Genomic DNA, 25,637 nt, shown 5'->3' with positions numbered 1-25,637 from the left:
CACCTGTCATAAAAGCCGATGGATGATTAAAAACGTTGGGCTGACAAAGCGTTAGCCCAACCTACCGTACTGCATAAGCCATAACTATCGAATCGAATACCGGCATCATTCTGAAAATTCTATTCACTGGTCGTGTGCCTTCCCCTCCCGACGCTCCGCAAAATGCCAAAGCACATTCGAAGGATCGACAACGTAGACAATACGAAGACCCCACGGCTGCATCGCGGGCGCAGTCGGTGGCCGCACTTCAAAGTTTTTAGCCAGATCCAGCGACTCGATGTGCGCCCACCAGGCATCCAGATCGTCCACCATCAGTTGCATCATGAAGTTCTCCAACAGGCCCGCCTCGTTGACCGGTGCGAGGACAAAACCACCCAATCCGACATGGAAGATGGCGACCTCGGTATTCAGGACTTTTTCGAAACCCAGCGCCTCGTAAAAACGCTTGGACAGTTCAAAATCTTTTGTGGGGATGAACGCACGCATCCTTTCGGTGCCATTTGGAATTGCAGGCATTTGCTTGTGCTCCTTTCGTAAGGTGGTGAGCTCTTGCACTGCGTTCAGATCATAGGCACGCATCTTCATTTAAAACGCGGTGCATGGCGGAGACCACCGACGGTGCATACCCTTGCAGGGCGCACCTCCGCTTGCAAGCGGAGGCCGGTACGCAAGCGTGAGGCATGCCTCACGAAACCCTTGCTTTACCCTACGCTATTGGCACCCTACAGGCCGGCTTGTGGCCTGGGAGCAGGCGCTATTTAATGCCGCTGCAGCGCTGTACATTCACAGCCCCTTCGCCAGCGCTCCCATCTTCGCAATATCGTTCGCCAGGAAAGACGGCACGCAGGGCAGATGCTCTGCCGGTGTCGCCGTGCAGTCGGTGCGCTGGATGAAGCCGGCGGCGCCGCGGTTGCTCATCGTCTGGAAGATGGAATCGGTATTGCCGTAAGGGACGGTGGTGTCGGCCTTGCCGGCGAAGAAGATGATGGGCGATTGCGGCGTCCAGTCGTAGTCGCTGCTCACTGAGGCAGTGGCTACCGCATCATCATTCAGGAAGTTATCCAGGAAGGTGGGGTCGAAAGTGATGTCGCTTTGCGTACCCAGTACGGCCAGCAATAGCAGGTTGCGCACATTGGCCCTGTCGTTGGCGCCCAGGTTTTTCAGGAAGCCGGGGTTGATCAGCGCACCCAGTACCGGGTTTTGCGCGCGGACCCTGGCCAACATGACGTTTAGCGTCAGCTGCACGTCATACGGGCCGGAGCCGACGTAGGTGAGCACGGGCAGCACGGTGGATGAGGTCTTGTTTTGCGTCAGCGAGCGCAGCGTTGCTATCGTTGCATAGGCGCCTTCCGAATAGCCTGTGAAGAACAGCTGGCCGTTGTCGGCAATGGCGGCGGTTTTTCTCCAGCGGGCGCTGGCAGTCATGAAATCCGTCACGGAAGCGGCAATCGGTGCGGCCAGCAGGAAAGGATGCGGCACGCCCCTGCTGGCGCCATAGCCGACATAGTCGGTGGCGCTAACCAGGTAACCCATGGAGGCAAACAGCACCGCCGGCTCATCCGGCGTGGCGTGGTTGCTGGGCGCTTCTGCATCGGTTTTGGCAGTGGCATGCTGGTAACTCAGCAACGGGCTGGACGCGCCGGCCGCCTTACGCGGGATGGCGGTCAGGCCAGAGGCCAGCACGCTGCGCCCGGCGGAATCGGTCGTTGTGTAGGTGACCTTGTAGGCATCCACCGCATACAGCGGAACGATACCGGCCGCAGCCGGCAGCGCGGCTTTGATATCGCTGAGGCTGACGGTCTTGAGAAAAACCGCAGTACCAAAATGCCCCGGCCCATCCGGGTTGGCCGGGTCGGTGCTGCCTAGCGGCGGGCTGACATTGGCAGGCCCGTCTCCACCGCCGCCGCAACCGGCAAGGCCCAGGAATAGGGTAAGGCTTACGGCGAAGCCAATGGCCTTGCAGGGTGATACAGAACGTAAGAAATCTGGTTTCATCATCATTTCCAATATGCCGGCGGCTTGTGCATTATTGTCTTTGCCAAGCTTGTCGCCATGCTGATCATTTGTGGTGGAATGCCGCCTGAGCACCGGCGTGGACGCTGCATAGCAGCGACCTTCACTGCCCTGCCCTATCCTGTTTACTGCATTCTGCGCCTAAACGCACTTTACATCATTGCATGCGCTTGATTGCCTTTGGAGTCAATGCGCTGGCGGCCCACTTGGTTGACATCCCGGCTTGCACGGTCTATATTCATATTAAGCTATATAACAACTTGGCTATATTATGCACGCGAACGAACTCGACCTGACCTTTGCCGCCCTCGCCGACCCTACCCGCCGCGCCATCCTTGCGCGCCTGGCCTCCGGCGAGGCCACCGTGAATGAGCTGGCAGAGCCCTTCGACATGACACAGCCGTCCATCTCGCGCCACCTGAAGGTGCTGGAGCATGCCGGCCTGATTTCACGCAGCCGCGCGGCGCAAACCCGGCCCTGCCGGCTGGAGGCCGGCAGGATGAAGGAGATTGCGCAATGGGTGGATGCTTACCGCAACTTGTGGGAAGACAGTTTCGACCGGCTGGATGCATTTTTACTGTCTACCCAAACCCCGGCGCACGCATCTGTGCAAGCGCCGCCGCTGACGCCTGCAAAGAAAGGGAAGAAAGATGTCCGCTGATAACAATGAAGATAGGGGCGTGTTCACGATCACGCGCCATTTCAAGCTGCCGCTGGCAACCGTGTGGAAAGCGTGGAGCGAGGCTGACCGGCTCAGGCAATGGTGGGGGCCGAAGGGTTGTGTCATCGACTTGCACCGCTTTGAATTCCGGCCGGGCGGCTTCGTTCATTATGCGATGAACTTTGAAGGTGCGTCTGCGATGTGGGGGCGCTTCAATTACCGCGACATTGTGCCGCTACAGGACATTGTGTGGCTGAATTCATTTTCCAATGAACAATGCGGCATGGCGCGTGCGCCGTTCAGCGAGCTCTGCCCGCTGGAGATATTGAACAGCGTGCGTTTTACCGAACAGGATGGGCAAACCACCGTCAGCTTGCGAGCACAAGCCTTTGGCGCCACGGACGCGGAGTACCAGTATTTCGTGGAACTCCATTCTTCCATGGCGCAAGGTTATGGCGGCACGTTTGACCAGCTGGCGGAATACCTGCTGCCGGCCTGACTAATCCCTACCAAACCGATGCGGAGAATGCCGGCTGCGGCCGGCATTCTCCGCAGCCAGTGCTACACCTCGGCCTTGGCCGCCGCGGCGGAGCTCCACAGCGAGCCAGGATTGGCGCGGTCCGGATAGAGCGCCAGCATCTTGTCGTACAGTTCACGCGCGGTTTTGGTTTCATCGTTGATGCGGATGAAGTCGCGGATGTACTGCCGCGTTTCTGCAATATTGCGCGGGTTGTCGTCATTGGTGGGGATCTTGTGCCCAGCCACCACGTTGACCGGTTTCAGCGCTTCTATCTTGTCCAGCGCGGCGATCCATTCCAGGCGGTTCTGGCGGTTGGATTCGATCAGGAAAGGGTGGATGCCGTTATACACGGCATCGCCCGCAGCCACCAGGCCGATGGACGGCACGTGCAGCACGGTGGAATTGTCGGTATCGGTATGGCCGACATTGACGACAACCAGCTTGTTGCCTTCCAGTTCTATCTCATTTCCCTCCATCGGCTCGGCAACGGAAATCACGTCGGACAACTGGTTGGGGAACAGTTTGCGCCAGCGCGCATCCAGTTTTTCCGGCGTGCTTTGTATCTTCATGGTTGCCACCACGGCCGGCATCGCCAGTGCTTTGGCATTGGGGAAACGGTCTTGCAATACTTTCAGGCCGAAGAAATGGTCACCGTGCGCGTGGGTGACATAGATGGCTTTCAGCGTCTTGCCGGTGGCGGCGATCTGGTCTGCCAGACCCTTGCATTGCTCCACGGTCAGGAAGGTGTCCACCAGCACCGCATCGCGCTCGCCATAGATCAGCGTTGATGAGTTCGCCACCCACATCAACGATTCCTTGCCGGGCGGCAGATCGCGGCTCAGCCCGGGGCGGGTGGCGGTGAACACCTTGTAGCGCAAGGCTCCTGGCTTGTTTTCCATAGCGGCCATTGCTGCCCCCGGCAACAGGGGAACCATGGCGAGTGACGCCAGTTTCAATATATCGCGACGTTTCATTCAACACCTCATATCAAGATAACGCAAAGAAATCCACCGGCAAACCTTCAGCATCAAACCTCAAGCCTCAACCAAGCCCGGCACACGGCGCTGGCAGGCGAGTGCTGCTGCTTTAAGAATAGACAATAAACATGAACATGCAGCGACAATGTTTTCGCTTTCCGGCTTGCCTAACGCGGCCTGCATGCCCCAAAACACAATCATGTCTATCAACATGATTGTGACTATAATCCACGGAAAAGCGCCTTGTCAATCAAACGATGAATAAAGGTTGGCGGAAAGATTTTTTCCAGAAACCCTGTAGTAATAGGGCAATAAAGATGTCGTATATCATCATTGATCTGGTGTGAAGAAGCATGTAAATTACCTGTTTTGGTCAGGAGAATACGATGAAGGTGAGCCGTGAACAGTATGAAGCGAACCAGCAGCGCATCCTGGAAGCTGCCGGCCGGCTTTTCCGCGAGCACGGCTACGATGCGGTGACACTGGCTGAAGTCATGAAGGCGGCTGGGCTGACCCATGGCGGCTTTTACGGCCACTTCAAATCCAAGGGCGACCTGATCGCCCAGGCGCTGGCTTATCGCAACAGCAAACCCAAGGCGGAAGTCGGTCCGGTCGCCTTTGCGGAAAACTACCTGTCCGCACGCCACCGCGCCGACCGCGCAGGCGGCTGCAATATCGCCGGGCTGGGCTCGGAAACCACGCGCCAGCCGCCCGCCGCCAGGGCCGCCATGACAGAAACGATACGCTCGCGCATAGACGGCTTTGCGCGCAACACTCCCGGCGGCAGCGACGCTGAAAAACGCCGCATCGCCATCGCCAGCTGGGCGGCAATGGTGGGCGCCGTGATCATGGCGCGGGTCAGCGACGATCCTGAGCTGTCGGATGAAATCATCAACGAAACCAGGGCGCAGATTGCCGTGATGGCGGAGCAGCAGCAGGCCTGATAAGGCCTGGCCGGAGTTTTGGCCTGCCTTGCGGCCAGCCCGAAAGATTGCCGCCGTGGAGTGCAAGATTTGCTAAAATGACAGCCACACGGGGCGGCACAGCCGCCCGTTAATCCATCCAAATTGCACAACGACCATGCCCATGCTCTTGAGCCGGACCGCCGCCCTGCTGATTGCCCTTTGCTGCTGTGCTTCTGCCCATGCGGAGACAGCCGTCCTTTCTCCCACTGGCTACGGCGCGATCCTTTTCGGCACGCCGCTTGCCGATGCTGAAGCGGCGCTCAGGCAAACCGCCGTGCCGAAACAGCGCGAGTATGCGTGCAGCTTTGTCACTTTCCGCAAATATCCGGGCATACGCTTCATGGTGGAAAAAGACATCGTGACGCGCGCAGATGCAGCATCCAGCATAAGGAATTCCGCCGGCGTAAAGCTGGGTATGCCACTGGAGCGCGTGAAGGCGGCGCACCCGGAACTGCAGGTCAAGCCGCATAAATATGATGACGAAGGCCACTACCTGATCTTGCCGGCGGAAGATGGCCGCGCCGCCTTGCTGTTTGAAGAAAGCAAGGGCAAGGTGGTGACGGTGCGCGCGGGCAAGGAGCCCTCTGTGGAATATGTGGAAGAGTGTTTGTGAGAGCAGCCTATGCGGCTTTGCTGCACGGGCCAGGGAATACTCCCCGCTGCTGATACCTTGCCCGGCGGGCGAAGATTAGCGCCGGGGCTTACTTCGCCTTGGCAGTTGCCTCGGCCTGCAGACGCTCATACTTGGCCATCAACTGCTCCGGCGTTTCGCGCCAGGCCGGGTTGAACGGGATGCAGGCAACAGGGCAGACCTGCTGGCACTGCGGTTCGTCGAAATGCCCCACGCATTCAGTGCATTTGTTGGGGTCTATCTCATAGATTTCCTGCCCCATATAAATTGCTTCATTGGGGCATTCGGGCTCGCATACATCGCAGTTGATGCAGTCGTCGGTAATCAGCAGTGCCATACAAATTCTTACTTTACTAAAATCCCGTCATTCTGCGCTTATTTGCCTTCGGTCGCAGCGAGGACCTTTTGCTGCAGCCATTTGTCCACGGACGGGAAGACAAACTTGGACACATCGCCACCCAGCATCGCAATCTCGCGCACGATGGTGCCGGAGATGAACTGGTACTGGTCGGAAGGCGTCAGGAACAGGGTTTCGACATCGGGTAGCAAATAGCGGTTCATGCCGGCCATCTGGAACTCGTATTCAAAATCGGATACCGCGCGCAGGCCGCGCACGATGACACGGGCGTCGTTCTTGCGGACAAAATCCTTCAGCAGGCCGGAGAAGCTTTCCACGCGCACGTTCGGATAGTGGCCCAGTACCTCGTTGGCTATCGTCAGGCGCTCTTCCAGGGAAAAGAAAGGCTTTTTGTTCTTGCTGTCGGCAACGCCCACCACCAGCGTATCAAACAAGCCCGATGCGCGACGCACCAGATCTTCGTGACCGCGGGTCAGTGGATCAAAAGTACCCGGATAAACGGCTGTGACCATCTTCTCTCCCTCTTATTGTCATGATGTGTGTGCCGGCGGCATCCCGGTTCACCGCTTGGGGCAAATCAACCTGATGAAACCGGTTCGGGACAAGGCAAACTACGGCAAGGATCGCTTCCCCTGCTTGTATGTAGACACCCTGTCCGCTGCGATCACCATCCTGTTGCATGCACCAAATTGATGAATTTAGAGTCCAGCGCACCAATATATCCGGGCATTATGCCTGAATTTCAGGCAGTCCACCGGGCTAATTATTGCGCTGCAGTATATGGAAATATACGCTACCTGCGTGATCGGCGCGCAGCACGCTCCAGCCTTCCAGCATGGCCGCCGTGCTTTCGTCCACGTCTTCACCCTGCAGCGGCACTTCCGATTCCACATAGACGATGCCCTTGGCGCCCAGCATGTCGGCGCAGTACGGCAGTATCTTGGGCAGCAGGCCTAGCTTGTACGGCGGGTCCAGGAAGATCAGGTCGAATTTCTGGCCGCGCCCGGCCATGGCCTGCACCACGGTCAGCGCATCGGCGCGCAGCAGCGTTACCTGGACGGCTTGCAGCTTTTGCTTGACGGCGTCCAGCTGGCGGAAGGCCGGCGTGTGGTATTCCACCATCGTCACGCTGCCCATGCCGCGGCTGGCGGCTTCAAAGCCGAGCGCGCCGCTGCCGGCAAACAGGTCCAGGCAGTTCAGTTGCGCCCAGGAGCCGTCCAGCAGGTGACCCAGCCAGTTGAACACGGTTTCACGCACGCGGTCGGGCGTGGGGCGCAGGCCTTCGGCCTCCACCACAGCCAGCGGGGTACGCTTCCATTGGCCGCCTATGATGCGCACCTGGTGCGGGGCGCGTGTGGTCGGATTGGGGTGCCGTTTTTTTGCTACTGCGTTCATGTATGGACGATCTTGGAAATAAAGTTGATGCGATGGATGCGCGGACAATGCAAATTTACTACTAAAAGCCTGGCGCCGGTTTGGGGGAGTACCGCGCTCTGTTAGAATGCTAGGCATTGTAGCTTTTTGCAGGCATTGATGCTGGCAAAAACTGCCCACCAACCGCAATCGCCCCCCTATTCGATGTTTAGCTTTTTCAAGAAAAAACCCAAAGAAGAACCGGCGCCAGCGCCACAGGCACAACCGGCACAACAGGCACAACCTGCACAGCCGGTGCCGCCAGCGCACCCTCAGGCGCCATCCGCCCCGCACACAGAGCCCGTGCCGCAGCCTGCCGCAGCCGTACCGGCGGCTATTGTGGTGGAAGAACCTGTTGTCACACCGGAAGCCCCCGCCCCTGAACAGAAGCGTTCATGGCTGTCGCGGTTGAAAGCCGGCCTGTCCAAGACCTCTTCCACGCTGACGACGCTGTTTGTCGGCGCCCGGATTGACGACGACCTGTATGAAGAACTGGAATCAGCACTGCTGATGTCGGACGCGGGCGTGGAAGCAACGCAATTCCTGCTGGATTCGCTGAAGAGGAAGGTCAAGGAAGAGAAATTGACCGAAGCCGAACAGGTCAAGACTGCGCTGAAAGCATTGCTGCTGGACCTGCTGACGCCTTTGCAAAAGCCACTGGAACTGGGCCGCTACCAGCCTCTGGTGATGATGATTACAGGCGTCAACGGCGCCGGCAAGACAACCACCATAGGCAAGCTGGCCAAGCACTTGCAAACCCACAAACAGTCCGTCGTGCTGGCGGCCGGCGATACCTTCCGCGCCGCCGCCCGCGAGCAGCTGACAATCTGGGGCGAGCGCAATAATGTGACGGTGATCGCCCAGGAATCCGGCGACCCGGCCGCCGTGGCGTTTGATGCGGTGGCGTCTGCCAAGGCGCGCGGCACCGATGTAGTGATGATCGATACTGCAGGCCGCCTGCCTACCCAGCTGCACCTGATGGAAGAGCTGAAAAAGATCAAGCGCGTCATCGCCAAGGGCATGGACAGCGCGCCGCATGAAGTGCTGCTGATCATCGACGGCAATACCGGCCAGAATGCGCTCACACAGGTCAAGGCCTTTGACGATGCGCTGGGCCTGACCGGCCTGGTCATCACCAAGCTGGACGGCACCGCCAAGGGCGGCGTGCTGGCGGCGATTGCCAAAACCCGTCCTGTGCCGGTATATTTCATCGGCATCGGCGAGCAGATAGAAGATTTGCAGCCCTTTAATGCGCAAGAATTCGTCGACGCCCTGTTGAATTAACACTTATCGCTTCGCCCTGAATGGATTCCACTAGCCCATGATCGAATTTCGCAACGTGTCCAAGGAATATTCGCGCGATGTGTATGCATTGCGCGATGTGTCGCTGTCCATCGCGGCAGGCGAACTGATCTTCCTGGCCGGCCCTTCCGGCGCCGGTAAATCGACGCTGCTGAAAATGATCGCCGGCGTGGAGAAACCCAGCAGCGGCACCGTCAGCGTGAACGGGCAGGACATCGGCAAGCTCAAAAGCGGCAGCCTGCCCTACCTGCGGCGCAAGCTCGGCCTGATTTTGCAGGAACAGAAGCTGCTGCTGGATCGCAGCGTGCTGGCCAATGTGATGCTGCCGCTGGTCGTCACCGGCGCATCCGCCGGCGAAGCGGAAAGCCGTGCGCGTGCCGCACTGGAAAAGGTCAGCCTGGCAGACAAGGCAAATGCGCTGCCGCAGGCTTTGTCCGGCGGCGAGCAGCAGCGCGTGGCAATTGCCCGCGCGATTGTCAACCGGCCACAGATCATCCTGGCGGATGAACCTACCGCTTACCTGGACCGCGACAATGCCAACAAGGTGCTGGGCGCGCTGAAGGCTTTCCAGAGCGCGGGCGTCACCTGCATCATCTCCAGCCATGACGAACAGTTCCTGGACAAAGCCAGCCGCGTGATCTACCTCAGCAACGGCGTGGTCACCGATTCCTGGCATTCCGCCATCGCCGCCTGAGAACGTGCCACGTACATAATAAAAATCGATATGGGGTTGAAACGATGAGAGTCTGGTTCCGTCAGCACAGTTTTGCATTGAAAAGCGCGTGGTCGCACCTGCGTGTGAGCCCCGGCAACTTCCTGTTCAATGTGCTGGTGGTCGCCATCGCCCTGGCGTTGCCGATTGCCGGCCTCACCCTGATAGAGAACGTGCGTCCGGTGTCGTCGCAGCTGTCGATAGAGCCGGAAATCAGCATCTTCATGCTGCCGGCAACGCCGCGCGCGACCGCGACTGCATTGTCTGTACCTCTGAAAAAAATGCTGAAAGATGCCAATGTCAGCGCGCGCGTGAACTTTGTGACCAAGGACAAGGCGCTGGCGGCGATAGAAGAAACCTCCAGCCTGGCCGAAGTGCTGTCCACGCTGGGCGGCAACCCCTTGCCGGATGCCTACGTGGTGTCCTTGTCCAACGCGGACGCCGCCAGGGTCGATGCGCTGGCGCAGCAATTGAAGACATTGCCGGACGTGGATGTGGTGCAGGTGGATTCGGCCTGGGTCAAGCGGCTGGCAGCGCTGGTGCAGGTGCTGCAACTATCGTTGCTGTTCCTGGCGGCAACTTTGGCGGTCGTGGTGGTGGTGGTGGTGTTTAATGCCACACGGCTGCAGGTGATCTCGCACCAGGCGGAAATCACCGTGGCCAAGATGCTGGGCGCGACCAATAGCTTTATCCACCGCCCTTATTACTATACCGGCGCACTGCTGGGCCTGCTGGCCGGCGGCGCGGCGATGGGGCTGATCGCGGTTTCGCTACAGCCGCTGAACCAGGCGATTGCCGAATTCGCCAAGCTGTATGCGTCCGAATTCCACCTGGTGCCGCTGGGAATATTGCCCAGCGCAGCCTTGCTGGCGGTGAGCACGGCCCTTGGCCTGTGCGGCGCTTTTCTCTCGGTGCGGCGCCAACTGTCTCGCGCAAGCTGACAAACTAACGCGCGTCTGCGCAAGTATTGATATTTCCGCCGGAGCACCCAATATGTGCCGGTACGTGGCTTAGCGCACCGCGTGTCCTACAATTTCGCCTTAATATTCACCCGTAGATGCAACTTTCCGCCATTTCTTCACTCTAAGTTGTATAGCAAATCCAAATTGATTACTGGAAATTGATAGTAATTTATCCATTGTTAGCATATGAATTTGGAGTATTAGCACTCAAACCGAGAGAGTGCTAATATAGTGGCTAGAAATGGTCGGTTACGGTTTGGTAATTAAACCAAGCTGTTTTTCACCGGCGGCAATGAGGAGGAAGAATGACTAATTCAGCAACACACCCCGTGATGCAATCTTCGGATAGTACAGCGCTGGCACTTGGTTTTACCGGGACGCTCGGTAATATCGATGCCTATATTTCCGCTGTCAATCGCCTGCCTATGTTGACCCATGAGCAAGAGATTGATCTGGCTAAAAAACTCAGCCAAAACAATGATTTGAATGCTGCGCAGCAGCTGGTTCTATCGCATCTGCGCCTGGTGGTGTCCATCGCCCGCGGTTACCTGGGTTATGGCCTGCCGCATGCAGATTTGATCCAGGAAGGCAATATCGGCCTGATGAAAGCCGTGAAGCGTTTCGACCCTGACCAGGGCGTGCGCCTGGTGTCCTATGCCATGCATTGGATCAAGGCGGAGATGCATGAGTACATCCTGAAAAACTGGCGTCTGGTTAAGGTTGCGACAACGAAGGCACAGCGCAAGCTGTTCTTCAACCTGCGTAGCCATAAGGAAGGCCTGGATGCGATGTCTCCGAAGCAAGTAGATTCGCTTGCCAAGGAACTCAATGTAAAGCGTGAAGAAGTCATCGAAATGGAAATGCGTCTGTCCGGCCGCGATGTGGCCCTGGATGCACCGACCGACGACGATGATGAAAAATTCGCGCCTATCGCCTACCTGAAAACGGAAGCGGAAGAACCTACGCGCATGCTGGAAGCGCAGGCTTACGACCGTCTGCAGACTGAAGGCCTGGCAACTGCGTTGTCCAAGCTGGACCCACGCTCGCGCCGTATCGTGGAAGAGCGTTGGTTGAAAAATGATGACGGCTCAGGCGCAACCCTGCATGAGCTGGCCAGCGAATACGGCGTCTCTGCCGAACGCATCCGCCAGATCGAAAGCGCGGCATTGAAGAAGATGAAAGGCGCACTGGCTAATTTTGCTTGATTGATTTTGCAAAATACCAGCCTGACCAAGGCAGACACAAAAATCCTCCCGGAAGCAATTCCCGGAGGTTTTTTTTTGCCTACACCCCCCTGAGGAATAAATGATGAGCCAGGAAACATGGACTGACGTGGATGCCTATTTTTGCGAGCGCCTGGTGCAAACCGACAGCGCACTGGAGCAGGCACTGCGCGACAGCGATACCGCTGGCTTGCCGCCACATAATGTCGCGCCCAACCAAGGTAAGTTCCTGCATTTACTGGTACAGATGCAAGGAGCGAAAACCATACTGGAGTTTGGCACGCTGGGTGGTTACAGCACGATATGGCTGGCCCGCGCGCTGCCAGAAGGCGGGCGCGTGGTGACGCTGGAAGCCAACGCGGCGCATGCGGAAGTAGCGCGCCGTAATATAGAGCGCGCGGGGCTAGCGCACCGGGTGGATATCCGTATCGGCAAGGCGGCGGATACCCTGCCCCAGTTGGAACTAGAGGGCATCGCGCCGTTTGACTTTGTTTTTATTGACGCGGACAAACCCAGCAATCCACTGTACCTGGAATGGTCGCTCCGCCTGGCGCGGCCAGGTACTGTCATCATCGGCGACAACGTAGTGCGTAACGGCGCAGTGAGCGATGCCGCCAGCACGGACAGCAATGTAATCGGCGTGCGCAGCTTCTTCGATCTGATGGCAGGGCACCCACGCCTATCCGCAACAGCGCTGCAGACCGTGGGCAGCAAGGGCTATGACGGATTTTCTATGGCGATAGTCATCGGTTGAGTGGCTGGACACAGGCTGAACATCTTCAGACATAAAAAAACCGCGCTGATTTCTCGGCGCGGCTTGTCAGGTAAAACTATTTATTTTCCTGCCCAACTGAATTCCACTTCTACGCGGCGGTTTGGTGTGAGGCATTGCAGCTCTTCGGCCAGCGCCTGGAACTTGTCGCGGCAGGGCTCAAGCTGGTTGGCATCACCTTTGGAATCGACGCGCAGGATGCCTGCGGGGATGCCCTGCTCTATCAGATAATTCTTGATAGTGGCGGAGCGCTTCGCTGCCAGCGCAGCATTGTAGGCTGGCTTGCCCGTGCGGTCGGCAAAGCCTGTTAGTTTCACTTCGGTCAGTTGTACTCCTTCACGCCTGACTTTTGCCAGTGTTTCATCGAGTTGCGCCAGTGTCGCCGGCAGTATCTTGTCTTTGGCGAATTTATCATGCTGGAACAATAGGTTGGCGATCAGATGCACAGGCTTGGCGGCTTGGGCAACGACTTGCGGCGCGGGCGTGGGCGCCGTAGCGACTGCCGGCTTGGGTACGCAGGCATCAGCCTCGATTTCGGCAGCACTGATCTGGTCTTCGGCAATCTGCACATAGGGCTTGGCATGACGCCAGCCTTGCTGGCGGCTCTCATTGCCGGCATGCACCAGCTCGACCTCGCCGCAGGCGACGCGCTGCTGTACGCACTGGAAACCTGGATGGCTTTGCAGTTTCAGTGCCTTGTCCCACAGGTCCGGGCGCAGGCGCTCTGCATTGTTGACCAGCGGCGTATCCATAGGCAGAGGGCTGGCCTTGGCTTCCATCAGCCGGATCAGCTTGGCCGATTCATCCAGCGCTTCCTGAGGGAAGGCGCTGCGGTCGTTACGCGTATATTCGTGGAAGGACACGTTCAGCCAGCACTGGGCTTTGGACAGGTGGTAATCGGCGATGCGGCGGCCACCGTCGTTCAACGCCCTGATCCTGCCCTGGGTTGCCTCATAGGTCTGGTAATCGGCGTGGATCGCTTCGTCGCTGATCCTGTCCTGCTGCGGATTCAGCGTCTGCGCACCTGCGGTACCCTGCGCCAACAGCGCAACCACGGCTGCAGCGAGAGTAACCGCAGCGCCGCCAGCCTTACGGAAGGTAGGTAATTTCAATTTCATCATTGCCTCTTTTCAGTGACTTTTTTGTGACTCTTGGTTGAATCTTGTTTCCATCTTGCCTCGATATTGCCTCAGCACGGCGGCTAGCGGTCCAGCGCCCGGTTCACGTCCGGATTTTTCCCGCGGAACAGGTCTTCGTCAAACTTCCAGCGCAGCCTCAGGTAGACGCCGCGCGTGGTGTAGTCGGAGGCTGTCAGGTCGCGGTCGTAGAAACCGCTCCAGTTGAAGCCTGCCGATACCCACAGGTTGGTCTGCACCTGATAGCCGGCTTCGACTCCCTGCGCCCACTGGCGTGCCGCGCCCTGCGGGCTGTACAGCACGCTGGTAGAGGCGCCCAGATCCCAGCGTTCGCTGATGTCGTAGGTAAATCGTCCGCCCATCAGCATGGCCGTATAGCTGTCGCGCACCGCACTGATATCTTCCTTCACATATTTGCCGGCAACCCGCCCGGTAAACCACCATGGGCGGCTCGGGTGATAATCGGCATGCGCGGACAGGATGTGCGTCTTGCGCATGCTGCGCGGGTCTATGCTGTCATCCTGCTCGATCACGTACTCATACTTGGCAAGCGCATTGACCAGGTTGGTGTCGTTGTCGCGATAGGCGGCGCCCACCTGGAAACGGTCCTGGATGATGTCGCCCTTGTCCTTGTTGTCGGTGTACAGCAGGTAGTTACGGCCCAGCATGGTCCAGTCGCGGTTCAGCTTGCGTGCCAGCGTAATTGTCGACAGGTAGGTGTCGAAACCGGCTGCGCCCAGGCTGTCGTCGGTACGCCGCCATTCCAGCCTGGCCGATGCGCGCCACAGCGGATTGGCAGAGTAGTCGATGCCGCCGGTCAGCGCAGTCGCCTGCGCACCGGAGCCGGCAAATACCGTCAGCCTTTCGGCGCTGGTGGACGCACGCAGGCCTTCGTCGATATCCCATACATTGCGGATACCGGATGCCGCCTGCAGGTCGCGCGCCTCGACCGCATCGCGCATGCGGTATTCGGAAAACACCTGGCCGCCCTTCATATAGCTGGTATCGACGCCGGCCACGAACACATTGCTGCGCACATCCGGATTCAGCGAATACAGCGATGCCAGGCCGCTATTGGTTTCATAGCGCCCGTACAGCCGCGTACGCTCTGCCAGCTGGTAATCCGCGCCCACTGCCACGCGGCGGTAACGGTCGCCTTCTATGCTGTTTTCGGCAACGCCGCGCACAGTCAGCTTGTCGGTCAGCTTGTAGCTGGCGCCCAGGCTGACGGAGGTGCTGTCCAGCGAGCCCGGCAATATCGTGCCGCCGCTGACCGGGAAGGCTGAATTCCCGTTCAACACCGAGGTGCCGGTGGTTGGATTGATGGCGTCGCTGCCGTTGCCGAAGAAACCGCCGCCGCCATTGCTGACGATGGAATCGGTGCCCACGCCGTTGCCGAGCGGCGCAGTGATCGGCGTCGGCGTTGTGATGTCGGCACCGTTCTGGCTACGCTCTTCACGCGACTTGCGCACGCTGACATCCACTGTCAGCTTGTCGGTGGCTTTCAGCTGTACGCCGACTTGCGCGCCGTCGCGCTTGCCATCGGCAATCTTGTCCTCGGAATGCAGCAGTTCGCCATAGGCTTTCACGCTATCAGTGACGTCCGCATTGACCTTGAGGCCGCCTTCCACGCGGCCGCCGTTGAACGACGCTGCCGGGTTGTTGAACTCGGCATCGCTCTTGGCCACAAAGGCGCGCAGGTCCCAGGTTTCACCCTGGTGGTGCAGATCGGCACGCATGGCATTGCCGCTGACTTCGCCGACGCGGTTGGCCAGTGCAGGCGTGGTATAGCTGTTGACGCCGGTGCCGGTATTGACGGTGCTGGTGGTATGCGCCGCTTCCAGCACCAGCAGCGTGTGGTCGCTCAGCCGTATGCCGAGGTTGGCGCTGTTCAGCAGGTAAGGCGCAAGCGGATTTTCATCTTTCACATAGGAACCGCCGACTTCGACATTCTTGCTCAGCTTGACCTGGCCGTCTGCGCCGACCAGCCAGAATTGTTCGCCACCCTGGTCCACTTCATAGGTAATGCGCACCGATACCGGGTTCAGGTTGGCATCGGCGGCCGGAATAGGCTGCGTGAACAATACCTGGCCGGAGAACGGGTCAAACGAATAATCGACAAAGCGCGTCATCGGCGTGGAGCTGATGATCTGCGAGGGCTGGTTGCGGTTACGCACGAGCACTTCCACTTTTTCGCTGTTGGTCACGCCGCTGTTATTGGACACCGAATACGGACCGGATACGCCGCGCCCGGCGAATTCCTCGACGACCTGTTTCAGGCTGTCCTTGCTGGCGAACAGGTTGGCGACGTAGTTGCTGTTTTCGCCGTGCAGGCGCAGGCCGTTGACCGTGCGGCTGTAATTGCCGAGCTGGCGCATGGCCAGGCTGGCGGTGCTGCCGCCGCCCGTCATCTGCGCAAACCCGGCGCCAGTATCGTAGTCGCCGAACAGCAGGTAGTTTTTATCCTTGTCCACACGCACGTACAGCTTGGCGACGGAACGCGCATCGAAACCCTTGACCGAGCTGTCGCCATACACCGGATAGAACTGGTCGGGCTGGATGTCCCGCATCAGGTTGGTCTGCGTCTGCTTGTCGGAATCGTAGGCTGCCGTCAGCAGGTATTCGCCCTTGACCATGCCTTTCAGGAAGAACGCGGTACGGTAGGCGTAGCTGCCCTTGCCATTGGAGAAGCTGCGGCTGAAGTCGCGGATTTCCTGCTCGAAGACGTCGCTGTTGCGCGTCTGCGCCAGTTGCGACGTGGCGATATTGTTCAGGTTGATGATGCCTTCCACCAGGCCCACCGCGACCATCTCGCGCAACTCAGGCAGGAAGCTGATGCTGCCTGTGGCTTCCTCGGCGCCGGCGGTGATGCGCACCCGCACGTCCATCGGTTCGGCCGGTGCGATCAGCGAGAATTCGGCAACGCCGTTTTCCACCTTTAGCTGCGTGCCCGGCGTTGCCTTGTCCAGGTCGCGCCTGCCGGGACCGAGTTCATCGGTCCTGGCCTTGGGCAGCTGGATGCGGCCACCGGTGTTTTCTATCGTCGCAAAACTGCTGCCCTGCACCGGCTTGCCGTCGCGGCCCAGCAGGCGTATGGTGAATTTCACCGGTGTCTGGCCATCGGCGGGGATGCCGTCGCGGTCCAGTTCAACAATGATTTTCGCCACCTGCGCATTGGCGGAATAGTCCGTTGCGCCTATTGTCTGGCGGAATACTTCCGGCCGCCCTGCGGGCACCATATTCGATGCCGGGTTGAGGCCCCGGCTGTCACCGGCTATGCCGGTGTAGGACGTGGACGCCTCCTGCGCCATTGCTGCCATCTGCGGATAGGCGCAAGCAAGCGCCAGCGTAAGCATGCTGCAGCGTGCCGCCAGCTGTTTTCCCTTTTGTTTGTTGCCTGCCGGCCTGCGGACAGACGGCAGGCTGCCTGGGCGCACCGGGTGTGCGCTGCGTTTATTTGCCGACATGTGCGCCTCCCTGTGCCTGACTAGCGGGTAACAACATAGGTAACAACGGTGTTGGGACATCCTGTTCATGCTCGGATCGCCTTATCGGCTCGGGTAGCGGCGGCCCGTCCGGCGGCACCGCATACCGGGGCTTGACCGCTTGCTGGTTGGCGGAATCGGTCGCTTCTTGCGGCGCCATCCTGCCCTTGCTTTCAAAGCGCAGGCCCGGGGTTTGTTTTTTCTCGGTCTGCGGCACGCTGACTTCGCCCTGGCCGCGGCGCGCCTTCACCTGTTCCAGCACGGTGTTGGAACAGCTGCCTTCGATGAAATCGGCGCGATGCAGTTCGCCGTTCTGCAGATCCACGAACAGGCTGTTGGCGTCGCCGGCATTGCGGCTGCTGCTGGTTGTCAGGCGGCTGCCGCGCGGCAGAGTCAGCTTGTCGACCTTGAGCACGTGGGTGCGGGGCGATACGCCGCAGATGCTGTACTTGCCTTCGGAATCGGATATCAGCGATGTACCGTCTTCCATGTACAGGCGCACGCCGGGAATGCCCAGCTCTTCCTTGTCCTGGATATGGTTGCCGTTGCAGTCGACGAAGATCTTGCCGAGGATGCAGGCATCATCGGTGAACACGCCGCCGGTGACGCGCACTTTCCAGCGCGCTTCGCCGGAACTGGCATTGCCTGACACTGCCTGCGCGCGGTTGATACCGTCGCCCTGCTGGGCGCCTACCGCCACCCTGGCGCGATAGGTCAGCGTGATCGACGAAGCTGCAGGAATATCGCCTACGGCAAACTGCAGCACGGGACCGGCGCCGCCGGCCGGATCGGCCTTCGCAACATTATTAAGGCGATAGCTGCCGGCAATGTAGCGGAAACCGGCAGGCATGCTGTCGATGACGGTGGTCTTGGCCGCAATCACCGCGCCGCGGTTGAAGACCTGTATCGTGTACAGCAGGCTGTCGCCCAGTTCCACGACATCGGTGGAGCCAATTTTTGTGATCGCCAAGTTGGAACCGGAATACGGGTCCAGCGGAATATGGTTGTTCACGATTTCCTGGTCCTGGCGGCCGGCTTGCAGCGTCAGGTAATAGGTCGTGCTCTGCGTACCGGTAGGCGGCGTTTTTTGCGGCTGTACTTCCAGCACGCCGGGAGCCGGCGGCGTCATCAGCGGCGAACTTGGCTTGATGATGCCGGACGGCGCAGGCAGGTAGCCCGCAGGCGGCGTGACCACCAGCGAGAACTTGCAGTTGGCAGGCGCAGTCGGATCGCCGGACAGCAGGAATTTATAGAAGCCGTCGCTACCTACCGTCATTTCCGGATTGCCCTGCGCATCCTTGGCATAGGACTCGTAGTTGATCACGTGCTGCTGCGGCGAATAGCCGGCGCAGATATCAGTCGGAACAAAGGCGACGATGGCGCCCGGCACCGGCAGGCGTGTCGTGGAGTCGTACACGACACCGTTCGGGTCTATCGGCAGGCTTTGCTCCGGTGCGGTGATCTGGCCGGCTGAACGCGGCACCGGCAGGCGTACTTCCAGCACCTGGTAACCGTCGCGCGTGACCACTTGCGAGAAGTAGTCGGCGCCGGTGGTCGTGCCTTCGTTGTTGGTGACCACGCCGGGGAATACGATGCGGCTGGCCGGATCGCGGAACACAACCCGGTAGACCGAACCCGGTTCCAGGTTCAGGAATTGGTAAAAACCGTTGCTGTTGGTCGTAGTGGATACCGTCGGGCCGGAGCGAATGATGTCGCTGAACGAACGCGTGGCGTTGGCCGGGTTGCTCATGTCGTACAGTTCCACTGTCCACGACGGCAGCAGCTTGTCGCCACCGTCCAGGCCTTTTTTCAGCATGCCGCCATCCAGCCAGACGCTGCCGCTGAGGCCCGCTGCAAACTGTATCGGCGTATCCACGTGGCATACATTAGCTTGCGGGGTCGCCGCGCACAGCGGCGGGTTGGCCAACTCGCCGGAAGTGGGCTGGGTGGACGGGCTCTCGCCACCGCCTGCCACGCTGACCACGTTACGGACAGGGCTGGCCGCCTGCGCGCCGCTGCGGATATCCACCGCCAGCGAAATCGCGTTAGGGTTGCTTTGCCCCGGTTGCAGCACCAGTGTACTGTCGCAGGCCACGCTGATGCGGTCGGCGGAAATGGTGCAGATCCAGCCATTGCCGCTGGCGGCATTGATCGCCCATTTCTGCGGCGCTGCCGTAACAGCAAGGCGGTCGGTGACCGTGTAGCTGCCGGCGGTAGGCTGGCTGCCGGCGTTTGCGACGCTCAGCGTATAAGTCGCGGTGTAGCCTTCGGTGAAAGTCGCTTTAGCCGTCGATTTGGTGACGACCAGGTCAGGCGAAGAGCGTGCATAGCCGGTATCGACAACGCACGCGGCCTTGGCGCCGGGAGTGACATACGCAGGGCAGCGGCCGGTGGTCTGGCCGGAGGTGACGATAATGTTCTGCGCTTCTGTTCCCGGAGTCGTCTGCGTGATATTGCCCGGACCGGCCAGCTGGGTCAGGTAATTGCCGACAGGGATGTTGGTGAACGTGTAGTCGCCGTTGGCATCAACAACCGCCGTTACCGGTTTGCCGTCGCCGCCCAACACTGGCGTTCCGTCCGGGTTCAGCAGCTTGACCGTGATGCTCGTACCTGAGTAATTGGGCTCGCTGCCGTTCTGGTTACGGTCCTTGTTATCGTCGAAAAATACGTGGCCGATGATATTGCCTGATGGCGGACGGTAGCCTATCGGGCAGAAATTATTTGCAGGCTGCGAGCCGATAGGTGCAGGGCATGACGTAGGCCCGGCGCCGACGGCCGCTGCCAGGTTCTGGCTCTGGTTATTTGTGGTGTTGCTGTAGTTGGCCGGGCCGACTACCTGCACCGTGACGGCGCCGGGCGGAACACTGGCATGGTAAGTGCCATCGGCGGCGACTGCGACCAGCTGCACCGCGCCCACGGAGTCGGTAATCCTGACTACCAGATCGCCCGCATACAGGGTGCTTGCAGAATCTGAACCAAAGATGTTCGACAGGTTCTTTTCCGTGGACGATTGGGTCTGGCTGGAATCGTTATCTATCCACACCTTACCGCTGACCTGCACCAGTACTGCGGGAGGATCGTTGCTGATCTCGGCGAAATTGGTATCCGTGACCTGGCGGCCTGCGGCAATCGCGATGCTGCCGATGATTTCCGAACTGCTTACCGTGCCGCGCACTGTGGCGCCCTGGTCCTTGCCGGCGAAGGCGCCGGGAGTCGCGCTGACGATGCCGGCAGGCTGGGTTTCGGTGACCGTGTAAGTGCCGGGGCGCAGGCCGGCGAACAGGTAGGCGCCGGTGCCGCTGCTTATCTGCGTCGCGCTTACTGCGTTGCCGAGGTCATCGGTGCCGGACAGCGTCAATGTCACACCGCCGAAAGGCGCATCGGTGCCGGGCTGATAGTTCTGGTTCGGTACCGGTGTCGGGTTGCCGGGCGTACGCTCCTTGAAGACGAAGCCGGCGATGCTGCCCGGAAGTACTTCACCGAAGTTATTGTTCAGCGAGCTGTTGCCGCTGGAAGGGAGGATATACTTGATCGCGCTGGCGGTGCCGGCGCCTGCCAGCTCCTGTGTCACCGTGGTCAATGTTTCGCCCTGGCCTGCGGTGGCAGGGGAAGGGGCGACGCCGGTCGGCACAATACACGCAGTGGCTGTTTCCACGCAGCCTTGTGTGCCGCCTGCCGCCGTGCCGGGCGTGGTGATACCGCGTAGCGTGGTCACGCCGCCGACAGCAGGCTGTGCCGTTTGCTCGGTTACCGTGTACTTGCCGGTTTGCAGCAGCACGAAAGTGTATTTGCCGCTAGAGTCGGTCGTCGCGGTGGTGCTGGATGCGACTGTCGCATTGGAGACTGGCAGATCGTCGCCGCCGCCATTGTCATCTACGCCGTTGGCGCCGAAACCGTAGCCGGACAGGGTCATGACGACGCCGAGGATGCCGGCTTCTCCGCCATCCTTGACGCCGTTGTTATTGGTGTCTGCATAGACAAAGCCGGATAATTCCAGCGCCGAACCGCCCGGCTCCGGGAAGTTGAAGCTGATGCCATTTTGCGCGGATGCCAAATTGACATTGGATATCAGGCTCAGTACAGGGGATGTGCCATTGTTGTTGGATGCGGTGCCGGCGCTTGCCGTGCCAGTGCCCGGCTGCGGCGTGCCGTTGATCAGGAAGCCTGCAGGCTGGGTTTGCGTGACCGTATAGCCGTTGGCGGCTCCGGTGCTGGAAGGTGGCAGGCCGTCGAACAGGTAGTCGCCTTTTGTTGCGCCGGTGGCGCCGTTGGAAGTGACGCTCTTGCTGATGGCATTGCCATACAGATCAGTGCCTGTCAGCGTGATCGTCACACCGCCTATGCCTTCATCCTGGCCCGCTGCAGTACCGTTCTGGATGCCATTGTTGTTCAGGTCGGCAAAAGTACGACCGCCGAGCGATGCATCCTTGACCTGCGTCTGTGCGCGGCCGTTGGTATTGGTGTTGTCGCTGTTGCCGGGAATAGGATCGATGGAAATATCGGTGCCGGTACTGTCTTTGCCGGGTTCCACTGTCGCCTGGTTCTGGCGGTCGGTCAGGAAGGGGCCGGTAAAGATGTCGTATTTGGCGCGTGCATACAGTGTCAGCGTCAGTACATTGGTCGCACCGTTATTGCCGGGGAAGGTGCCGAGCAGGTCGCAGCTGACGGTTTGCGACTGGCCGGTGGCCGTCAGCGACGCCGGGCTGGCTGCGCAAGTAATAGGCGTTCCCGCATCCAGCGCCAGACCGGCGAAACTGCCCTTGACGACGGTCGGCGTGTAATTGACGCCGTTGACGGTGCCGGTCAGGAATTCAAAATTCGGCGGCAGGAAATCCTTGACGCGCATGCCGGTTGTACTGCTGCCGCCGTTGTTGCGCACGACGATCTGGTATTGCACCGGCTGGTTGATATCGACCGGGCTGGCGGTGATGCGGGTTTTACTGACGACTTCCAGATCGGTCTTGGGAAAGATCACGTCATTGACCGCTGCCAGGTTGTTGCCGGCGATGGCAGGATCTGCTGAACACTTGCCGGAGCTTTCATAGGTATTGGTTTCATCCGCGCATACATGCGCAGCATTGCCGAACACGATAGGCGACGACGACGTGCCGGTCATGTTCATGGCAATTTCAAAGTTGACTTCCTTGCCTGCATCCAGGAAGTCGTTTGCCACGGTCGCATCCAGCTGGCAGGTGACAGCCTGATCCTGGCTGGCCTGCATACAGGTGACCGCTTTGCTATCCAGCGTAAAGCCGGCGCTGGCGGCAGCGCCATTGATGTTGTCCGGCATGGCGCTGGCCATCGCCAGGTGGAACCCGGCAGGAATGGTCAGCACGTCGGTCATGATGACGCCTTCGGCGCGTGATGGGCCGGCGTTGCGGATGCTGAAGCGGTAGCGCAACTGGTCGCCGATCGCAAATGAAGTCTGGCCGACCGGCAGCACACGGACCTTGCCCTGCTGCAGGTCGATGGCAGGCACTTTGACATCGAAGGTCGCGGTCTTGCTGTTATTGGACGTGGCTGCAGCGTCGTTACAGGCAGTGGACGTGGAAACCGGCACAGTGCTGGTTTCCGTCCTGAATTCGCAATAGCTGGAATCGAGAACAACAGATGCGGTATTGGTGACGCCGGTGTACAGGATGCTGTTGGCGGCCGATACGATACCCGTAGGCTTCTTGATACGCGCGCTGATGACGATGGTCTGCGTTTCATAGCGGTTGATCTGCGCGGTGTTCGTGCAGGAAATGGCGCCGGTGCTCAGGTTGCTTGCCGCGCAGCTCATCTTGGCGGCATTGGACGGTGTCACGCTGACGACTTCATACGCAACCGTGGACAGCGTGGGCGTGCCGGTAAACAGCGTGTCGGTAATGGTGAACTGGCCTGCGCCGGTGATGTCGGCTACGCCGAGGTTTTCCGCAGTGATGTTGAACTGCACGATCTGGCCGACGGACGGCGTCGTGGGCGTTACGGTCTTGGTGGTCAGCGCCACGTCCACGCGCGGTACGACGTTGACGGCGGCCGCGTCATTCAACTGGCCGCCGGCAGGGGCGCTCAGGATCGCGTTGGGCGAAGTCAGTGTGGCGGTGTTGCTCAGGATGCCGCCGGTCAGCGCGCGCGATACGGGCACATCCACGATGATCGTTGTGCCGGCGGGTACATTGGAGAACGAGCATGTCAGGCCATTGTCGCCTGCGGCGATATTCGGGCAGCTGCCGAAAGTGGATGGTGTTGTGGTGACGATAATCGCCGGGGTCTTGAAGTCCGGCGCCGGTGCGCCGGTGCTGGTGACATTGACGATGCCGGGCAACGTATCGGTCAGCAGCAGCGTGGGAATAGTCTGCTGGGCGGCATTGGCGCCCACGGTTGGCGTGGTCACCGTCATGCGCCAGTAAAGGGTATTGGCTCCGCCCAGTAGTGTAGGCGCACTGCCTACCGCGTCGAAGTAAGTCGTATTGTCCACCGACGACTCTTTTTTGATGCTGACCTGCGCATTGCCGGACACCACCGGCGTCGCAATCAGGCCGCTGCCTGCGTCGGCGCAGTCGTTGCCGGTACGGCCGCCATCCGGCGGCTGAGGGCCGGCGGTGTCGGCCAGGCTCAGCGCAGCCAGTGCTTGGGAACCGGTACAGGCGCGGTTGGTCAGTTCTATCGGCGATGCCACTGCGGCAATGGTCGATGTAAAGCTGACTGATGTGGAAGCGCCCACGGCGAGGCTGCCGGGGCCGACATTGCTGCAGGTGATGCGCGTGGTCCTGTTGCTGTCGCCGGCAAAAGCGGGAGGCGTGATGCCGGTAGCAACCGAGCAGGTCCACCCAGCGGTGACGCCGCTGACCGTGCCGCCGCTGACCTCTTCCGGACGGGCAAAATCAACGATACGCAAAGGCTGGCCGGCGCTATAGGCTGCAGCACTGGGGCTGGCCGCATCATTGGTGATGGTCAGCGTGCTGGTGACCGACGTGCCGGAAGGCTGCGGGCCGCCCGGCGTCTTGCTCTTGGACGCGCGCAAGTCGGCAAACGGATTGACGATCTGGTAAGGCAGCAGCAGTGTGTTATTGCCCAGGTTGGCATCACCCATACCGGGCGGAGGTGTTACCAGTACCGGGAAGCTGGATGCTTCCGCGGCCGACGGCATCGTCAGCGGAATGCTGAAAGACTGGCCGGCGGCGATTGAGACGGCAGCTGCGGTACAGCTGACCAGCGTGCCGTTGTAGGTAGTGCCGCTGACGGTGCGGGACTGGGCCGCCGTCGATGTGCAGCCGGCCGGCAAGGCGCCGATGGTGAAACTCGCGGGCACGATGGTTTCCACGATGCCGCCGGCAATGCTGACCAGAGGACCATTGTTTTTATACGTGATGGACAGTGGCTGCGACGTGCTGACGATTTGCGCAGCGGAAGGAAAACTGCCAAGCGCCTGGACATCCGTGCCGGGATCCACCGTGTAGTTGACCGTCACGGTGTTGTTGCCGTTATTGGAATCGAAATATTTATTGTTGGCCGAAGATATCGACGCGGTGTTTGCAAACGCGCCGTTGTTGCCCGGCGCACCGCTGACAATGATGGAGCTAGCATTCAGCGCTGCGACGGTGAACGGACCTGCATAGGTACAGGTCAGCGTACGGCTGCCGTTGGCGCTGGAAGCTGAGTTGCACGATGGCGTAATGCCGGTGAAAGTGACGCTGTTCAGGCCATAATCGGCGGAGGTGCCCGGCAGGTTGTCCACGACGACCATGGATCCGCCCGTCGGCACATCGTCGCCGGAGGCGATTTGCGGCGTCAGCGTAAATACGGTGGTAGCGCCCGCCACCGGATTGCCGGCGGGCGAAGATTTGGTTTTGCCGATAGTGACGTCGCCGGTACTGTTGACCGTGCCGGAGAAGGTCGCTGCCGGCGGCGAAGTGCCGGTGGCGTTCAGGTTGAAGCCGCCCAGCGCAAAACCCTTCACCTGGAAAGTGATCGTGCCGCCGTCGCCTGCAGTGCCGTCCGGCACGTCGCACACCATGCTGGGCGCGGTGTACACGCAGCCGGCGGGCGGCGCGGGCGGGTTGGCGGTCAGTTCGGCTGGTATGGTGACCGTGATCTTGTCGCCCGCGCCGGTCGTGATGCGCGACCAGTCCACGTTGACGGCAACAATCTGGTTACGGCCAAGATCGGTGGCGGACGTGACAGACGTCGCTACCACCTGCGCGTATGAATTCGCACTGACGCTCACACCCAGGGCTGCACTCAGCAGCATTGCACCCGCTCCCAGAGTGGGTTTCGCGATGCGGCTGCGTGGCACGCCTGCGCGGCTATCCCGCCTCGCGGCAAACTTGGAAGGAAAAGAACTGCGTATCTTATGCAGCAAGAAACTAATGGCATTCATGATTCTGGTCATCCTCAGATGGACGTCGGTTGCATTCTCAAAACCGGCGCTTTTCCCAGAAACAGGTATTGCGGAAGACAGCGCGGCATTCTGCATGCGGCGCGTAATGGCGTGATTCACAGCTTGCCGTTGCCAGCGAAATCCC

20 protein-coding genes are annotated in these 25,637 nt (G+C 59.9%); 10 read left to right on the top strand and 10 right to left on the bottom strand.

Annotation, left to right across the window (positions count from 1 at the left end; translation table 11 throughout):
• Window positions 1-123: 123 nt before the first annotated feature.
• On the bottom strand, window positions 124-585 hold the full coding sequence (locus ACO0LO_RS24025) for a VOC family protein (protein WP_422968145.1): 462 nt from the start codon (window positions 583-585) through the stop codon (window positions 124-126).
• A 198-nt stretch (window positions 586-783) separates the two neighbouring features.
• Window positions 784-1,995: an alpha/beta hydrolase family protein gene (locus tag ACO0LO_RS24020; protein ID WP_422968143.1), complete on the bottom strand. Its 1,212-nt coding sequence runs from the start codon at window positions 1,993-1,995 to the stop codon at window positions 784-786.
• A 289-nt stretch (window positions 1,996-2,284) separates the two neighbouring features.
• Between ACO0LO_RS24020 and ACO0LO_RS24015 the strand changes: the two genes are divergently transcribed.
• Together ACO0LO_RS24015 and ACO0LO_RS24010 are read left to right on the top strand one after the other, a co-directional pair.
• Window positions 2,285-2,674, top strand: coding sequence for an ArsR/SmtB family transcription factor (locus ACO0LO_RS24015; protein WP_422968141.1), 390 nt, complete (start codon window positions 2,285-2,287; stop codon window positions 2,672-2,674).
• Window positions 2,664-3,173 (top strand): SRPBCC family protein, encoded by a 510-nt coding sequence (locus ACO0LO_RS24010; protein ID WP_422968140.1) that lies wholly within the window; start codon window positions 2,664-2,666, stop codon window positions 3,171-3,173. Before ACO0LO_RS24015 ends, ACO0LO_RS24010 begins: the two co-directional genes overlap by 11 nt.
• A gap of 62 nt (window positions 3,174-3,235) precedes the next feature.
• Here ACO0LO_RS24010 and ACO0LO_RS24005 read toward each other — a convergent pair whose 3' ends face one another.
• Both ACO0LO_RS24005 and ACO0LO_RS24000 read right to left on the bottom strand, forming a co-directional pair.
• Window positions 3,236-4,168, bottom strand: a complete 933-nt coding sequence (locus ACO0LO_RS24005) for an MBL fold metallo-hydrolase (RefSeq protein WP_422968138.1) — start codon at window positions 4,166-4,168, stop codon at window positions 3,236-3,238.
• A gap of 60 nt (window positions 4,169-4,228) precedes the next feature.
• On the bottom strand, window positions 4,229-4,384 hold the full coding sequence (locus ACO0LO_RS24000) for a hypothetical protein (RefSeq protein ID WP_422968136.1): 156 nt from the start codon (window positions 4,382-4,384) through the stop codon (window positions 4,229-4,231).
• Window positions 4,385-4,557: 173 nt separating this feature from the next.
• Between ACO0LO_RS24000 and ACO0LO_RS23995 the strand changes: the two genes are divergently transcribed.
• On the top strand, window positions 4,558-5,115 hold the full coding sequence (locus ACO0LO_RS23995) for a TetR/AcrR family transcriptional regulator (protein ID WP_422968134.1): 558 nt from the start codon (window positions 4,558-4,560) through the stop codon (window positions 5,113-5,115).
• A gap of 136 nt (window positions 5,116-5,251) precedes the next feature.
• The gene (locus tag ACO0LO_RS23990; protein WP_422968132.1) at window positions 5,252-5,749 is read left to right on the top strand and encodes a hypothetical protein; all 498 of its coding nucleotides are present in this window, start codon (window positions 5,252-5,254) and stop codon (window positions 5,747-5,749) included.
• 88 nt (window positions 5,750-5,837) lie between these two features.
• Here the strand turns inward: ACO0LO_RS23990 and ACO0LO_RS23985 are convergent, their stop codons facing one another.
• Window positions 5,838-6,104, bottom strand: a complete 267-nt coding sequence (locus tag ACO0LO_RS23985) for a YfhL family 4Fe-4S dicluster ferredoxin (protein WP_422968130.1) — start codon at window positions 6,102-6,104, stop codon at window positions 5,838-5,840.
• Window positions 6,105-6,142: 38 nt separating this feature from the next.
• Window positions 6,143-6,637 carry a pantetheine-phosphate adenylyltransferase gene (coaD, locus tag ACO0LO_RS23980; protein ID WP_394777308.1) on the bottom strand — a complete coding sequence of 165 codons (495 nt, stop codon included), beginning with the start codon at window positions 6,635-6,637 and terminating at the stop codon, window positions 6,143-6,145.
• Between coaD and ACO0LO_RS23975 the strand changes: the two genes are divergently transcribed.
• On the top strand, window positions 6,630-6,818 hold the full coding sequence (locus ACO0LO_RS23975) for a hypothetical protein (protein ID WP_422968128.1): 189 nt from the start codon (window positions 6,630-6,632) through the stop codon (window positions 6,816-6,818). The two genes, coaD and ACO0LO_RS23975, sit on opposite strands and share 8 nt — an antisense overlap.
• A 66-nt stretch (window positions 6,819-6,884) precedes the next feature.
• Here ACO0LO_RS23975 and rsmD read toward each other — a convergent pair whose 3' ends face one another.
• Window positions 6,885-7,520: a 16S rRNA (guanine(966)-N(2))-methyltransferase RsmD gene (rsmD, locus tag ACO0LO_RS23970; RefSeq protein ID WP_422968126.1), complete on the bottom strand. Its 636-nt coding sequence runs from the start codon at window positions 7,518-7,520 to the stop codon at window positions 6,885-6,887.
• Between the two features lie 183 nt (window positions 7,521-7,703).
• On the opposite strand from rsmD, the gene ftsY reads away from it, so the two are divergent.
• From ftsY to ACO0LO_RS23945, 5 genes are all read left to right on the top strand, one after another.
• Window positions 7,704-8,822 carry a signal recognition particle-docking protein FtsY gene (ftsY, locus tag ACO0LO_RS23965; RefSeq protein ID WP_422968230.1) on the top strand — a complete coding sequence of 373 codons (1,119 nt, stop codon included), beginning with the start codon at window positions 7,704-7,706 and terminating at the stop codon, window positions 8,820-8,822.
• A 37-nt stretch (window positions 8,823-8,859) separates the two neighbouring features.
• Window positions 8,860-9,534: a cell division ATP-binding protein FtsE gene (locus ACO0LO_RS23960; RefSeq protein WP_422968124.1), complete on the top strand. Its 675-nt coding sequence runs from the start codon at window positions 8,860-8,862 to the stop codon at window positions 9,532-9,534.
• Between the two features lie 44 nt (window positions 9,535-9,578).
• Complete coding sequence (locus ACO0LO_RS23955; protein WP_422968122.1) at window positions 9,579-10,493, top strand: cell division protein FtsX; 915 nt, start codon at window positions 9,579-9,581, stop codon at window positions 10,491-10,493.
• A 326-nt stretch (window positions 10,494-10,819) separates the two neighbouring features.
• Complete coding sequence (gene rpoH / locus ACO0LO_RS23950; protein WP_422968120.1) at window positions 10,820-11,719, top strand: RNA polymerase sigma factor RpoH; 900 nt, start codon at window positions 10,820-10,822, stop codon at window positions 11,717-11,719.
• A gap of 103 nt (window positions 11,720-11,822) precedes the next feature.
• On the top strand, window positions 11,823-12,491 hold the full coding sequence (locus ACO0LO_RS23945) for an O-methyltransferase (protein ID WP_422968228.1): 669 nt from the start codon (window positions 11,823-11,825) through the stop codon (window positions 12,489-12,491).
• 80 nt (window positions 12,492-12,571) lie between these two features.
• Here ACO0LO_RS23945 and ACO0LO_RS23940 read toward each other — a convergent pair whose 3' ends face one another.
• The 3 genes from ACO0LO_RS23940 to ACO0LO_RS23930 form a co-directional block, all read right to left on the bottom strand.
• Window positions 12,572-13,630, bottom strand: a complete 1,059-nt coding sequence (locus ACO0LO_RS23940) for an OmpA family protein (protein WP_422968118.1) — start codon at window positions 13,628-13,630, stop codon at window positions 12,572-12,574.
• Window positions 13,631-13,710: 80 nt separating this feature from the next.
• Window positions 13,711-17,112, bottom strand: a complete 3,402-nt coding sequence (locus ACO0LO_RS23935; RefSeq protein WP_422968116.1) for a hypothetical protein — start codon at window positions 17,110-17,112, stop codon at window positions 13,711-13,713.
• A complete protein-coding gene (locus ACO0LO_RS23930) occupies window positions 17,099-25,492 on the bottom strand; it encodes an SdrD B-like domain-containing protein (protein WP_422968114.1) in 8,394 nt (2,797 codons plus the stop codon). The genes ACO0LO_RS23935 and ACO0LO_RS23930 overlap by 14 nt, the downstream gene beginning before the upstream one ends.
• Between the last annotated feature and the right edge of the window lie 145 nt (window positions 25,493-25,637).

The organism is Undibacterium sp. TJN25 (assembly GCF_049339885.1).
GTDB lineage: Bacteria > Pseudomonadota > Gammaproteobacteria > Burkholderiales > Burkholderiaceae_D > Undibacterium.
Note: the sequence above shows the minus strand (reverse complement) of the source record. Positions and strands in the feature narration are given on the sequence as shown.

Bases quoted from the DNA above. Each gene is read 5' to 3' on its own strand.
- rsmD (WP_422968126.1), bottom strand. From the start codon at position 7,520: ATGAACGCAGTAGCAAAAAAACGGCACCCCAATCCGACCACACGCGCC.
- ACO0LO_RS24000 (WP_422968136.1), bottom strand. From the start codon at position 4,384: ATGTTGATAGACATGATTGTGTTTTGGGGCATGCAGGCCGCGTTAGGC.
- ACO0LO_RS23935 (WP_422968116.1), bottom strand. From the start codon at position 17,112: ATGTCGGCAAATAAACGCAGCGCACACCCGGTGCGCCCAGGCAGCCTG.
- ACO0LO_RS23945 (WP_422968228.1), top strand. From the start codon at position 11,823: ATGAGCCAGGAAACATGGACTGACGTGGATGCCTATTTTTGCGAGCGC.
- rpoH (WP_422968120.1), top strand. From the start codon at position 10,820: ATGACTAATTCAGCAACACACCCCGTGATGCAATCTTCGGATAGTACA.
- ACO0LO_RS23995 (WP_422968134.1), top strand. From the start codon at position 4,558: ATGAAGGTGAGCCGTGAACAGTATGAAGCGAACCAGCAGCGCATCCTG.
- ACO0LO_RS24005 (WP_422968138.1), bottom strand. From the start codon at position 4,168: ATGAAACGTCGCGATATATTGAAACTGGCGTCACTCGCCATGGTTCCC.
- ACO0LO_RS23960 (WP_422968124.1), top strand. From the start codon at position 8,860: ATGATCGAATTTCGCAACGTGTCCAAGGAATATTCGCGCGATGTGTAT.
- ACO0LO_RS24025 (WP_422968145.1), bottom strand. From the start codon at position 585: ATGAAGATGCGTGCCTATGATCTGAACGCAGTGCAAGAGCTCACCACC.
- ACO0LO_RS24020 (WP_422968143.1), bottom strand. From the start codon at position 1,995: ATGAAACCAGATTTCTTACGTTCTGTATCACCCTGCAAGGCCATTGGC.
- coaD (WP_394777308.1), bottom strand. From the start codon at position 6,637: ATGGTCACAGCCGTTTATCCGGGTACTTTTGATCCACTGACCCGCGGT.
- ACO0LO_RS24015 (WP_422968141.1), top strand. From the start codon at position 2,285: ATGCACGCGAACGAACTCGACCTGACCTTTGCCGCCCTCGCCGACCCT.
- ACO0LO_RS23990 (WP_422968132.1), top strand. From the start codon at position 5,252: ATGCCCATGCTCTTGAGCCGGACCGCCGCCCTGCTGATTGCCCTTTGC.
- ACO0LO_RS23940 (WP_422968118.1), bottom strand. From the start codon at position 13,630: ATGATGAAATTGAAATTACCTACCTTCCGTAAGGCTGGCGGCGCTGCG.
- ACO0LO_RS23955 (WP_422968122.1), top strand. From the start codon at position 9,579: ATGAGAGTCTGGTTCCGTCAGCACAGTTTTGCATTGAAAAGCGCGTGG.
- ftsY (WP_422968230.1), top strand. From the start codon at position 7,704: ATGTTTAGCTTTTTCAAGAAAAAACCCAAAGAAGAACCGGCGCCAGCG.
- ACO0LO_RS23930 (WP_422968114.1), bottom strand. From the start codon at position 25,492: ATGAATGCCATTAGTTTCTTGCTGCATAAGATACGCAGTTCTTTTCCT.
- ACO0LO_RS24010 (WP_422968140.1), top strand. From the start codon at position 2,664: ATGTCCGCTGATAACAATGAAGATAGGGGCGTGTTCACGATCACGCGC.
- ACO0LO_RS23985 (WP_422968130.1), bottom strand. From the start codon at position 6,104: ATGGCACTGCTGATTACCGACGACTGCATCAACTGCGATGTATGCGAG.